Annotated in this window: 9 protein-coding genes, 1 tRNA gene, 2 rRNA genes and 1 pseudogene (1 of these 13 running past the window's edge); 8 read left to right on the forward strand and 5 right to left on the reverse strand. The window is 58.2% G+C overall.

Features of this window, described 5'->3' with window-relative positions; all coding sequences use genetic code 11:
• The 4 genes from ACTG1P_RS14525 to ACTG1P_RS14540 form a co-directional block, all read left to right on the forward strand.
• A 23S ribosomal RNA gene (locus tag ACTG1P_RS14525) occupies positions 1-1732 on the forward strand; it begins 1158 nt to the left of the window's first position.
• Positions 1733-1810: 78 nt separating this feature from the next.
• Positions 1811-1925, forward strand: a 5S ribosomal RNA gene (rrf, locus tag ACTG1P_RS14530).
• 96 nt (positions 1926-2021) lie between these two features.
• A tRNA-Asp gene (locus ACTG1P_RS14535) sits at positions 2022-2098 on the forward strand.
• A 585-nt stretch (positions 2099-2683) separates the two neighbouring features.
• Positions 2684-4636 carry a ligand-gated channel protein gene (locus ACTG1P_RS14540; RefSeq protein ID WP_440001560.1) on the forward strand — a complete coding sequence of 651 codons (1953 nt, stop codon included), beginning with the start codon at positions 2684-2686 and terminating at the stop codon, positions 4634-4636.
• Between the two features lie 66 nt (positions 4637-4702).
• On the opposite strand, the gene ACTG1P_RS14545 is transcribed toward ACTG1P_RS14540, so the two are convergent.
• From ACTG1P_RS14545 to ACTG1P_RS14555, 3 genes and pseudogenes are all read right to left on the reverse strand, one after another.
• Positions 4703-6091 (reverse strand): transporter substrate-binding domain-containing diguanylate cyclase, encoded by a 1389-nt coding sequence (locus ACTG1P_RS14545; RefSeq protein WP_440001561.1) that lies wholly within the window; start codon positions 6089-6091, stop codon positions 4703-4705.
• A gap of 140 nt (positions 6092-6231) precedes the next feature.
• Positions 6232-7592, reverse strand: a pseudogene (locus tag ACTG1P_RS14550) (ATP-binding protein).
• Between the two features lie 33 nt (positions 7593-7625).
• Positions 7626-8348: a response regulator gene (locus tag ACTG1P_RS14555; RefSeq protein ID WP_005336534.1), complete on the reverse strand. Its 723-nt coding sequence runs from the start codon at positions 8346-8348 to the stop codon at positions 7626-7628.
• Positions 8349-8547: 199 nt separating this feature from the next.
• On the opposite strand from ACTG1P_RS14555, the gene ACTG1P_RS14560 reads away from it, so the two are divergent.
• Entirely contained in the window at positions 8548-8898 is a 351-nt protein-coding gene (locus ACTG1P_RS14560) for a hypothetical protein (protein WP_201996556.1), read from the forward strand.
• Between the two features lie 180 nt (positions 8899-9078).
• On the opposite strand, the gene ACTG1P_RS14565 is transcribed toward ACTG1P_RS14560, so the two are convergent.
• Together ACTG1P_RS14565 and ACTG1P_RS14570 are read right to left on the reverse strand one after the other, a co-directional pair.
• A complete protein-coding gene (locus ACTG1P_RS14565; protein WP_278171115.1) occupies positions 9079-9498 on the reverse strand; it encodes a hypothetical protein in 420 nt (139 codons plus the stop codon).
• A 99-nt stretch (positions 9499-9597) separates the two neighbouring features.
• Entirely contained in the window at positions 9598-10512 is a 915-nt protein-coding gene (locus tag ACTG1P_RS14570) for a LysR family transcriptional regulator (protein ID WP_440001562.1), read from the reverse strand.
• 258 nt (positions 10513-10770) lie between these two features.
• On the opposite strand from ACTG1P_RS14570, the gene ACTG1P_RS14575 reads away from it, so the two are divergent.
• From ACTG1P_RS14575 to ACTG1P_RS14585, 3 genes are read left to right on the forward strand one after another with little or no spacing between them, the layout of a single operon-like run.
• Complete coding sequence (locus tag ACTG1P_RS14575) at positions 10771-11103, forward strand: hypothetical protein (RefSeq protein ID WP_013723379.1); 333 nt, start codon at positions 10771-10773, stop codon at positions 11101-11103.
• A 30-nt stretch (positions 11104-11133) separates the two neighbouring features.
• Positions 11134-11820 carry a pirin family protein gene (locus ACTG1P_RS14580; RefSeq protein ID WP_440001563.1) on the forward strand — a complete coding sequence of 229 codons (687 nt, stop codon included), beginning with the start codon at positions 11134-11136 and terminating at the stop codon, positions 11818-11820.
• A 39-nt stretch (positions 11821-11859) separates the two neighbouring features.
• On the forward strand, positions 11860-12252 hold the full coding sequence (locus ACTG1P_RS14585; protein ID WP_440001564.1) for a DoxX family protein: 393 nt from the start codon (positions 11860-11862) through the stop codon (positions 12250-12252).
• Positions 12253-12341: the final 89 nt, after the last annotated feature.

The following is a 12341-nucleotide window of genomic DNA, read 5'->3' on the forward strand; positions in this document are numbered from 1 at the left end:
ACTTATGTGTGAGTGGTAGGGGAGCGTTCTGTAAGTCTGCGAAGGTGTATCGAGAGGTATGCTGGAGATATCAGAAGTGCGAATGCTGACGTAAGTAACGATAAAGGGGGTGAAAAGCCTCCTCGCCGGAAGACCAAGGGTTCCTGTCCAACGTTAATCGGGGCAGGGTGAGTCGACCCCTAAGGCGAGGCCGAAAGGCGTAGTCGATGGGAAGCAGGTTAATATTCCTGCACGACTTGTAATTGCGATGGGGGGACGGAGAAGGCTAGGTGGGCCAGGCGACGGTTGTCCTGGTGAAAGTGCGTAGGTGGTGTTTGTAGGCAAATCCGCAGACACAACACTGAGACACGAGACGAACACACTACGGTGTGGAAGCCATTGATGCCCTGCTTCCAGGAAAAGCCTCTAAGCTTCAGATTACAAGTCATCGTACCCCAAACCGACACAGGTGGTCGGGTAGAGAATACCAAGGCGCTTGAGAGAACTCGGGTGAAGGAACTAGGCAAAATAGAACCGTAACTTCGGGAGAAGGTTCGCTCTTGACAGTGAAGTCCCTTGCGGATGGAGCAGTTGGGAGTCGCAGTGACCAGATGGCTGGGACTGTTTATCAAAAACACAGCACTCTGCAAACACGAAAGTGGACGTATAGGGTGTGACACCTGCCCGGTGCCGGAAGGTTAATTGATGGGGTTAGCGCAAGCGAAGCTCTTGATCGAAGCCCCGGTAAACGGCGGCCGTAACTATAACGGTCCTAAGGTAGCGAAATTCCTTGTCGGGTAAGTTCCGACCTGCACGAATGGTGTAACCATGGCCATGCTGTCTCCACCCGAGACTCAGTGAAATCGAATTCGCCGTGAAGATGCGGTGTACCCGCGGCTAGACGGAAAGACCCCGTGAACCTTTACTACAGCTTGGCACTGAACATTGAACCTACATGTGTAGGATAGGTGGGAGGCTTTGAAGGCGTGACGCCAGTTGCGCTGGAGCCGTCCTTGAAATACCACCCTTGTATGTTTGATGTTCTAACGCAGGGCCCTGAATCGGGCTCGCGGACAGTGCCTGGTGGGTAGTTTGACTGGGGCGGTCTCCTCCCAAAGAGTAACGGAGGAGCACGAAGGTTGGCTAATCCTGGTCGGACATCAGGAGGTTAGTGCAATGGCATAAGCCAGCTTAACTGCGAGACGGACAGGTCGAGCAGGTACGAAAGTAGGTCATAGTGATCCGGTGGTTCTGAATGGAAGGGCCATCGCTCAACGGATAAAAGGTACTCCGGGGATAACAGGCTGATACCGCCCAAGAGTTCATATCGACGGCGGTGTTTGGCACCTCGATGTCGGCTCATCACATCCTGGGGCTGAAGTCGGTCCCAAGGGTATGGCTGTTCGCCATTTAAAGTGGTACGCGAGCTGGGTTCAGAACGTCGTGAGACAGTTCGGTCCCTATCTGCCGTGGGCGTTGGATGATTGAAGGGAGTTGCTCCTAGTACGAGAGGACCGGAGTGAACGAACCTCTGGTGTTCGGGTTGTCACGCCAGTGGCACTGCCCGGTAGCTAAGTTCGGAATCGATAACCGCTGAAAGCATCTAAGCGGGAAGCGAGCCCTGAGATGAGTCATCCCTGACCCCTTGAGGGTCCTAAAGGGCCGTTGGAGACCACAACGTTGATAGGTGGGGTGTGTAAGCGCAGTGATGTGTTGAGCTAACCCATACTAATTACCCGTGAGGCTTAACCATACAACACCCAAGAAGTGTTTCGAGCCTTGTAACGAATACGAAACTACTTACATCAGCTTTCACAGATTGAAGAATTTGCCTGGCGGCCATAGCGCCGTGGAACCACCTGATCCCATGCCGAACTCAGAAGTGAAACGCGGTAGCGCCGATGGTAGTGTGGCATTCGCCATGCGAGAGTAGGACACTGCCAGGCACCCAATTAAACAGCGATGTGAAGAATCACGTCACTGGCTGCGAGGATGACACCTCAACGAAGCGGCACAAGATTTAGCGCAAGCTAACCGAATGCGGAGCGGTAGTTCAGTCGGTTAGAATACCGGCCTGTCACGCCGGGGGTCGCGGGTTCGAGTCCCGTCCGCTCCGCCACTAATTTGAAAGGCCTTCCTGAATGGGAAGGCCTTTTTGCTATGTGCGATCTTGCCCATAAGTCCCACAGATTTGTACGCAAGAACCAACACAAAGCCCAGTCTCACGACCGGGCTTTGATGTTTTTAGCCTGCTGGTGAGCGGCCGACATCCCATCGCGATCACAATACCTTCCCCTGTTGGCGATCTTGCTACTATTTCCACCTCTGTATCGCAGCACATCCCATCTTGGCCATATTGTTCCGCAGCGAACTGATAGCGCTTGAGGATTAAATCAGGCCATCTTGCAACGGTACGTCATCGCTTCCACTTGTTTGTGTAATCCCTTTTTTGCCTATGGATTTATTCCATTAAAACAGTCTCTTATCAAGAATGAGCGATCCTGCTGCAGGAATACCACACAAATCAAATGATAATGATTATTGTTTGAATGATCGGGGCGGGGTCGTTACAATGCGGGCTGATTAATAAAGTGCTTTTCAAATGAGCCTTTTCTAATACTGCGTCTGGCCGGATGCCAGGGCGTTGTAACGAATGAAGTAAGGGAATACGCCACCTTCCTACTAAAAACGTTCAGGCTAAAACATGACAACAGTGAAACCGAACAAGCTTGCCTTGTTGATCTGCTCCCTTCTTGCGACCCAGGCCTATGCTGCCGAACAAGAGGTGATGGTCGTCACCGCTTCCGGCTTCCAGCAGAAGATTGAAGACTCTGCCGCCTCCATCTCCGTGATTACCCGTGAGCAGCTGGAGAAGCGGGCATATCGTGATGTGACTGATGCCCTGAAGGATGTTCCCGGTGTTGTGGTGACCGGCGGTGGCAGCAGCAGTGATATCAGCATTCGCGGTATGGGGTCGAAATACACCCTGATGCTGGTTGATGGCAAGAAGGTGGATAGCCGTGGCACTCGCCCGAACAGCGATGGTCCGGGTATCGAGCAGGGCTGGCTGCCGCCACTGCAGGCGATTGAGCGCATTGAGGTCGTCCGTGGTCCTATGTCATCCCGTTATGGTTCCGATGCCATGGGGGGCGTGATTAACGTGATTACCCGCAAGACCACCGGCCTGGCCTGGCAGGGATCGGTTCATGCTGATTCGACCTTCCAGGAGAACAAGGATGCTGGCAACAGCTTCCAGACCGATGCCTATACCGCAGGTTCACTGATCGATGGCGTGTTGGGGCTGCGTTTCAACGGTCAGCTCGCCCATCGTGGTGAAGACAAATTTACCCAGGGTTTTGCCGAGCAGGAGACTCGCAGTGGCACGGCGGTGCTCAGCTTCAAGCCTGACGACCATAACCGCTTCGATCTGGAAGCCAGTCGCAGTCTGCAGGATCGGGAGCGCACGGCCGGCAATTCACTGGCTGCGAAGGCTAAAGATAGCCTTAACCGCTACGAGCGCACCAACTATGCGCTGACCCATGATGGCCAGTATGATTTCGGCTCTTCCAGCAGCTATTTGCAGCAGGAGACCAACACCAACCCCGGCCGCAAGATGGAGCTTACCAACACCATCGCCGATACCCATACCCAGTTTATTCTGGGGGATCACTACCTGAGTGTCGGTGGTCAGTACCGCTATGAAGATTTGCACGACCAGGGCAATAACTTGAAAGTAGCCAACCCTGCCGAGCAGTTGACCCGCTGGAGCTGGGCGATGTTTGTCGAGGATGAGTGGTCACTCACTGACAGCTTTGCCCTGACAGGGGGCGCACGCATGGATCGGGATCAGAATTACGGCTCTCACTGGAGCCCACGTCTCTACGGTGTCTGGCATCTGGATGAGAGCTGGACCCTGAAAGGGGGCGTCTCGACCGGTTACCGCTCCCCTGACTTGCGGATGTCTGCGGCCAACTGGGGTCAGGTCACCGGTGGTGGCAGCCTGGATGGCATGCTGGTCGGCAACCCGGATCTCAAACCCGAGACCAGCGTGAGTGAAGAGATCGGCCTGCTGTGGAACGGCCATCAGGGCTTCAATGCCGGGGTGACTCTGTTCAACACCGACTTCAAGAACAAAATCTCCGAAGTGCGCCGCTGTACCGACAAGACGCAGCCAGCCTGTACGCTCAATGGTCACAGCTATGACTTCATCAGCGATCGGGTCAACGTCGACAAGGCGAATATGCGCGGGGTCGAGGGGATGATGGATTGGGCCATCAACGAGGATTGGTCGGTCAGCTCCAGCTACACCTTTACCCAGTCCGAGCAGAAGAGTGGCCCACTGGCGGACCATGCTCTCAACCAGATGCCCCGTCACATGTTCAACGGCAGCGTAGACTGGCAGACCACCGAGGATCTCAGCCTCTGGTCACGGGTCAACTTCCGTGGCGAGACTTCCGAGTACCTGAGTCGGGTGAAGATGGCGGAGGGGACCCCGTCCTACACCTTCTTTGACATGGGTCTGGTCTACAAGGCCAACAAGCATCTGGATCTGACTGCCGGGGTCTACAACCTGTTCGACAAGACGGTGGATTACAGCAGCTATGGTACTGTGCTGGATGGTCGCCGCTACAACCTGGGCGTGACCTACAACTTCTGATTGGGAACCTGTCATGCGGCCGCCATCTTCTGATGGCGGCCGTTTTTATTGCGCGTCCGTCAGGGGCTATGCCTGATAGGGAGCGGCTTGCCAGGTATTGCGCCCCAGTCCCTTGGCCTGATACATGAGGGCGTCAGCCTGCCGTAGTAGCTGGTCGGCATCAGCCTCTCTCTCTGCGGCTACCCAGACTGCCCCGGTGCTGATGGAGAGGGTCACCTCGCCGCTGCTGGTGTGCAGGGTTTGCCGGTTGCTCTCCAGGCAGATGCGCTTGGCCCATTGCTCTGTCTCTGCCAATGTGGCCAGCGGCAGCAGCAGGCAAAACTCTTCGCCGCCGATGCGGGCCAGCAGGGCCTCTTCGGGCAACAGGTTGCTCACAGTCGTGGCCAGCTTTTCCAGCAACAGATCCCCGATGCCATGACCAAAGCGGTCATTGGTCTCCTTGAAGTGATCCACATCGAACAGCAGCAGGGCACAGGGATCCCCGTTTGCCAGTCGTTGCTCCATGGCGGGCATAAATGCCCGTCGATTGAGCAGGCCGGTCAGGGGATCGGTACTGGCTTGTTTCTCCAGTCTGGCATTGGCGCGACTCAGCTCTGCCGTGCGATTGGCGACAGCCCGGCGCAGTTGCACGATATAGGCCACCATGATGAGTCCCGCGGCCAGCAGTAGCCAGGGACCGAGGTGGATGGGATAGACGGTTTCGACATGCATCCATTTGCGGATGATCCGCTCCCGATCGCTCTCTTTGAGCTGGGCGAACCCCTCTTCCAGCCGGTTTAACAGGGCAAGGTCGCCCTTTTTCACCGCAAAGCGGATCTGGTCGGTATAAAGGTGGCGAACCGGAATAAAGCGGGTGGGATCGTCCGAGGTATAGATGTAGAAGTTGGCGACCTGCAGATCGGCGATAAAAGCCTTCAATTCCCCTTTGAAGGCCGCAGCCAGCATGGTGTCATTGTCATTGAAGGTCTGCAGTCTGGTGCCGGGGAAGTAGCGCCTGGCGTAATACTCCTCGTAGCCACCGGCCACCACGCCGACCGTTTCATTGAGCAGGTAGTAATGTACATCGGTGCCGCGCAGTTCGCTCGAGAAGAAGAGTTGGGAGTCGAGCTGGGCGAGGGGTTGACCATAGTCGAACAGCTTGTCTCGCTCCGGCGACCAGAGCAGCCCGGCGTGAACGTCTGCTTTCCCCTCATGGAGCAGGTCGAGGGAGCCCTGCCAGTCGACCAGCCTGAACTCGATCTTCTGGCCGGTCACCCGGGCATATTCACGCCACAAATCGATCAGCAGGCCATCCGGCTGGCCCGACTCATTGATATAGGAGAAGGGCTGCCAGGCTTTGGAGTTGGTAATGATGATCGGTTCTTCCGGGGCTTTGGCCCAGGCAGGCAGGGAAAGGGCGAGCAGCAGGAGCCCCCATCTGATACTGACTATGACTCCTGTCCTGGAAGAGGCCATCCTTGCTCCAATCCGCTGCCGTATACCGTTCCGTGGTCACCGATTATCACCGCCTTTCTGATCGAAGAACAAGCGCTCAAATGATGAAGTTTGCATGATGCAAATGGCGCCATGAAAAGGCTGGCGTATAGAGTAACTACTTACAGCGGCAGGCTGATCCGCGCCTCCAATCCCCCTTGTGGCCGATTGAGCAGGGTCAGTTCGCCACCATGCTGATGGACCAGAGTACGGGCAATAGAGAGCCCCAGCCCCACGCTGCCGGACTCGGTGTTACGCGCTTCGTCCAGCCGCACGAAGGGTTTGAACACATCCTCGAGCCGCGCCGGATCGATCCCCGGCCCGTTGTCGCAGACCCGGATCAACAGCTCCTCCTTGCGCCGCTCCAGCGACACTTCGGCGCTGCCGGCATATTTGATGGCGTTGCCGATCAGGTTCTGCAGCACCCGGCGCAGGGTGTTGGCCCGGCAGGCGTAGACCTCTTTGCCCTCCGCCAGACAAGTGACCGGCTGGCCGGTATCGGCATAGTCATCGCACAGGCTGACCAGCAGGCTGACCAGATCCAGCTCGCGGGTAGCCTCCTGCTGCCCCTCCTCGCGAGCAAAGCTGAGGGTCGCCGCCAGCATCTGCTCCATCTGTTGCAGGGTTTGCTGGATGCGCTCCTTGTCCTCGCCATCGGCCAGAAACTCGGTGCGCAGCCGCAGGCTGGTGATGGGGGTGCGCAGATCGTGGGAGATGGCCGCCAGCATCCGGGTTCTATCCTGCACGAAGCGGTCGAGCCGGGTGTGCATCCGGTTGAAGGCCTGAATCGATTCGCGGATCTCGGTCGGCCCCTCCTCTTTCAAGGGCTCAATATCCTCGCCCCGTCCGAGCCGCTCCGCATTGCCTGCCAGCTGCTTGAGCGGGCGGGTGGCACGGCGAAACAGCAGCACCATCAGTCCGATCACCAGACTGGCGACCAGCATCAGGTTGAAGGTGGTCTGCCACGACCAGCTGCCCGCCTCCTTGTCGACCAGCGAGCTGAACTGCAGCCAGCCCCCCTGCGGCAGTTCGATGGAGCCATAGAGCCGCATATCCCGCGGCGGGGGCGGCCCCTTGCGATCCCGCATCATGCGGGCATGATGTTCCCACGCCTTGCTGCGCTGAGTATCCTCTTTCAGCTCGGCGCTGATCTCGACCGTGAGGCCGGGGGGATAGTTGAGGCGCGAGCGCACCAGCTGCTCGAAGCGGGGGCTGCGGTTATCCGGTTGCAGCGGTTCGTCGGAGAGGCGCAGCAGCAGGGTCTCGCTGCGGCTCGCTTTGAGGATCTCGTCATAGAGGGACGGGGGGAGAGGGAGAGCAGCCTGACCACAGAAATTATCCGCTGCATGGCGTTGCGGCTGTTGACGAAGCCGAGCGCCTCCTCTCGATCCGTGCGGTAGATCTGGATACTGAGCAGCTGGATCAGGATCAACCCCGCCAGCGCCACCAGAATGATCTGGCCGGTCAGCCCCTTGGGCCACATCCGTGCCCACAGTCGTCGCAAGGTGCCCACTGCTTAAACCTGCGTCACGTCGGCGGAGAACATATAGCCGCCACCCCAGATGGTCTTGATCAGCTCCGGATTCTTGGGATCCCGCTCCAGCTTGCGGCGCAGGCGGCTCACCAGGGTATCGATGGCGCGATCGAAGGCCACCGCCTCGCGGCCACGGGCCAGATCCAGCAGTTGATCCCGGCTCAGCACCCGTTGCGGGCGTTCCAGAAACACCTTGAGCAGATCGAACTCGGCAGTGGAGAGGCTTAAGCCCACCCCATCCTCATCGACCAGCTCCCGACGATTGACGTCGAGCAGCCAGCGATCGAAGCGCAGATCACGGGTCAGGGTCTCGGCGGCGGGCTGGGTCTCGGCCTGGGTGCGGCGCATCACCGCCTTGATGCGCGCCAGCAGCTCGCGCGGATTGAAAGGCTTGGCCAGATAGTCGTCAGCCCCCATCTCCAGCCCGATGATGCGGTCGGTCTCTTCCCCCATGGCGGTCAGCATGATGATGGGCAGGTTCGATTTGACCCGCAGCTCACGGCAGAGGGTGAGACCATCTTCACCCGGCATCATCAGGTCCAGCACCAGCAGGTCGAACTCCCGCTCCTCCAGCAGTCGCTTCATCTCCTTGCCATCCCGGGCGCAGCTGACCCGCAGGCCGTGCTGTTCCAGAAAGCGCTTCAAGAGATCACGGATCTCGCTGTGGTCGTCGACCACCAGAATGTGGGTGTTGCCCTGGTTCATGAATACCTCCCCTGCTTGGCGTTGGCCCGAGTATACGAAAATCCGGCCGGCGGTTTGTGTCAAAGTGTGCCAGATCCGCACGATGCCACACTCTGCTACAAAAAAGGGCGATGCTGGCAAAGTTCAGACACCGGTCGGGTGTTTACTTGAGGGCAAGGCAAGAGCGCCGAACCAGAATCATCCCTACAGGAGATAGACCATGAAAAAGCTGACCAAAACCCTGCTGACCGCCACCCTGATCCTTGGCCTGCCGCTGGGTGCCTATGCTGCCAGTGAAGCGGCCCCCACCGGCCAGCCCGGTGCCATGGTGGACTGCCCGATGGATGGCGGCGGCATGATGGGTGGCAAACACCACGGTGGCCGCCACGACAAGATGGCTCGTCTGCAGAACATGACCCCGGAGCAGATCCAGGCCAATCTGCAAAAACGTTATGACCGCATTGAAGATCCGGCCAAGAAGGCGGAGTTCATCAAGAACCTCAACGAGCGTGCCACCGGCATGACCAAGCACGCCGAAGCGATGAAGCAGTTTGCCGAAGCGAACCAGTAACAGCACCAGCTGTTATCAACCCAAGGGTGGCCGAGGCCACCCTTTTTGTGTCTACTGGGTTGAGCAGCAGAGCTTGCTTGAACGCTGGTGATTGCCAATAAAAGAGGGGGAGCCTGATGCTCCCCCTCTTGCTATCTGTGTCGGTGCGGGTGTGCAGCCCACTCCACCGGACGAGCGGACTTAGCCCTGAGCCTTGTCGGTCAGCTCTACTTTCTTGACGGTTTCGCCTTCGAACTTGATGACCACGTTTTTCTTGGCGGCGTCGGTATCTTTCAGCAGGGTGGTGGTGGTTTCTGCCAGCAGCGGAGAGGCCTTCTTCAGGGCATCCAGATCATAGCTCCACACTTCCAGACCGGCTTCGGTTTTGGTAGAGGCAGGGGCGCCCAGCTTCTCTTTGACTGCCTGCTTGTTGGAGCCGCCTTCCTTGATATCCAGAGCCTTTTTGATGGCTTCGTTGGATGCGCTGTCCATGGCACCGGATACAGCAGTGCTGGCCGCATCCTTGACGCTGCTGGTGACGCTGTCGGTCAGCGAATCCATCAGGCCGGCATTGGCAAACAGGGGCAGGGTGGTGAGGGCAACCAGCAAACTCTTTTTCATTTTCTACAGCTTCCATGGGTTCAATGAGGCGGCTATGAAATCAGCAAAGATATTGGGCGTCAAGTGAGGCATGCAATTAACATTTCTGTTAACTGGATCTCATTTTTCACCGACCGTAAACAGTTTTGGTATCTCCCGCACCAGCCAGCTTTTGGCCTTGCCCATGGTGTCTCGCCGCCAGGCCAGCACGACCTGCAGCTGATGGCGATACTCGGGGCTGATCACCTTGAGCCGTCCGGCCCGGATGTCCTCCTCAATCCAGCTCTGTGGCATGGTGCCGACCCCGATCCCTGCCAGCAGGGCATCCCGTTTCTCCGTCATGGTGCTGACAGTGAGGCGCGGCTGCTTGTCGAGCAGGCGGTAGGTGAGAACCGGTTTGCGCAGGGCTGTGTCGGCCACCGCGATGGCGCGGTAGCGGCGCAGGGTCTCGTCGGCCAAGGGTTCGGGCTCCTGATGCAGCGGATGATCGGGATGGGCGACGTAGAGCATCACCTCCTCTTTCAGCACCTGATGCTTGATGCCGGTCATCATGATGTCCGGGTTGATGGAGGAGATCAGCAGGTCGGCGCGGCCATCTTCCAGACACTCCCAGCTACCCGCCAGCACCTCGGCCCGCAGCCGCAGTCGGGTATCGGTCTGTTCGGCCAGCTTCTCCACCAAGGGGTAGAGGGCCTGCACCGGGACCAGCGCATCGACGGCGACTGTGATGTCGGTCTCCCAGCCACGGGCCAGCGCCCGGGTCTCGCCCACCAGATGCTCGGCTGCCTCCAGCAGCACCCGGCCGCGCTCCAGCAGCATGCGTCCCGCCGGGGTGAACTTGGTGCGGTGGCCGCTGCGGTCAAACAGCATGGCATCCAGTTCGTCTTCCAGCTTCTGCACCGTATAGCTCAATGCCGAGGGCACCTTGCCCAGCTCGTCGGCCGCCGCCGCAAAGCTGCCGCGGCGGTCGATGGCATCCAGCACCCGGATTGCCTCCAGGGTCAGCGCCCGCTCCTTGTTCGATTCCTTGGCCATTCCTCACCTTCAATTTTTTTGAATATTTTTGCCAGTTTATCTCGCTAACAAGTTAGGTCATGTCACTTTAATATTCAATCAACGCTTAGGCAGGAACGTCGAGCGGCCAAATATGCGGGTAGTTCCGCACTGTGACACACCAAATCGGTCTGTCTGATGTCGGTGAAAGAACAACACACTATTTGAATAACCTCTTGCATGGATGCATTGATTCTGGCCGAAAAGGCCTTGGCAATGACATATAAAACAAGAGAGTGAATGAACATGAAAAACGTAATCAAGATGCTGGCCGTTGCAGGCCTGATGACCACTGGTTTCGCCCAAGCTTCCGTACCGGCTGACTTCAATGCCATGCCCGGCGTGCTGTTTGTGAACTGGAACGCCACTGCCGCAATGGATGGCAAAGCCAATCCGATGCTGGAAGTGCGTGACGAGTCTGGCGATCTGCTGGCATCAGTCCACGCCAACCTGACAGGCACCCAGCAGGTGCGGATCCCGAGCCGTACCCAGGGCAACCTGACCGTCAGCCTGGCTGACCAGAGCAGCGAATACCGTATTCCGTTCGGTATCGGTAGCGGCAAACAGCGTTAATCAACCGTCCCGGTAGGTGAGGAGCAGACCATGATGCAATTGAGAGCCGCAGAAGCGCGGGGCAAGGCCAACTTTGGCTGGCTGGACGCGCGCCACAGTTTCTCCTTCGGTCACTACTATGACCCGGAGTGGATGGGGCACTCGGTACTGCGGGTGATCAATCAGGATCTGGTTGCGCCGGGTGGCGGATTCGCCACCCACCCTCACGCCAATATGGAGATCCTCACCTGCGTGCTGCAAGGCACCATAGAGCACAAGGACAGCCTCGGCCATGCCGAGCAGATCCCGGCAGGGGATTTCCAGCTGATGAGCGCAGGCAGCGGGATCCGCCACAGCGAGTACAACCCCTCGCAGACGGATCCTCTCTCCCTGTTGCAGATCTGGATCGAGCCGAACGAGTTCGGCACGCCACCCGGATATCAGCAGAAGAAGATCGAGTCCAGACCGGGCATGACGCTGGTGGCGTCACCGGATGGCGAGGCGGGATCGCTGCGGATCCGCCAACAGGCCCGCGTATGGCGGCTGGAACTGGCCCCGGGCGAGACGCTCGAATGGGCACTGGTTGGCCGACACGGTTACCTGCAGATGATTTCAGGGGAGCTGACCGCCAATGGTCTGGCTGCCCGACCCGGCGACGGGGTACTCAGTCGTGATGAATATCGGTGGGAGCTGGTTGCGACCAGTGCCAGCCAAGCTCTGTTATTTGACCTACCCTGAAGCAGTCAGCGGTGATGTGACACAAACGAGGAAGATGAAATGGACAAGATGAAAGATTTGGCGCTGCTGGCGGGTCGTGTACTGCTGGCGCTGATGTTCGTGATGGCGGGCTGGGGCAAGATCGGCGGTTACGCCGGTACTCAGGGTTATATGGAAGCGATGGGGGTGCCGGGTTTTATCCTGCCGCTGGTGATCCTGCTTGAGCTGGGTGGTGGCCTCGCCGTCGTGCTGGGTCTCTTTACCCGCAGCCTCTCCGTGCTGCTGGCCGGTTTCACCCTGATGGCCGCCTTTATTTTCCACTATCAGCCTGCCGAACAGATGCAGATGCTGATGTTTATGAAGAACGTCTCAGTGGCCGGTGGTTTCCTGGCGCTGGCGGCAGCCGGAGCAGGGGTTTTCAGTCTGGATGCCCGTCTCGGCAAAAACTGGTAACAGCCAGTCAGTTTGAGTTTTCCAATGCCTTTTGGCCGGTGCCCTGCACCGGCTTTTTTCTGTCTGCGTTTTCCGAGGCGGTGAGGCAG

Origin of the sequence: Aeromonas sp. 11P, assembly GCF_051920165.1 — a bacterium.
Lineage (GTDB): Bacteria > Pseudomonadota > Gammaproteobacteria > Enterobacterales > Aeromonadaceae > Aeromonas > Aeromonas veronii.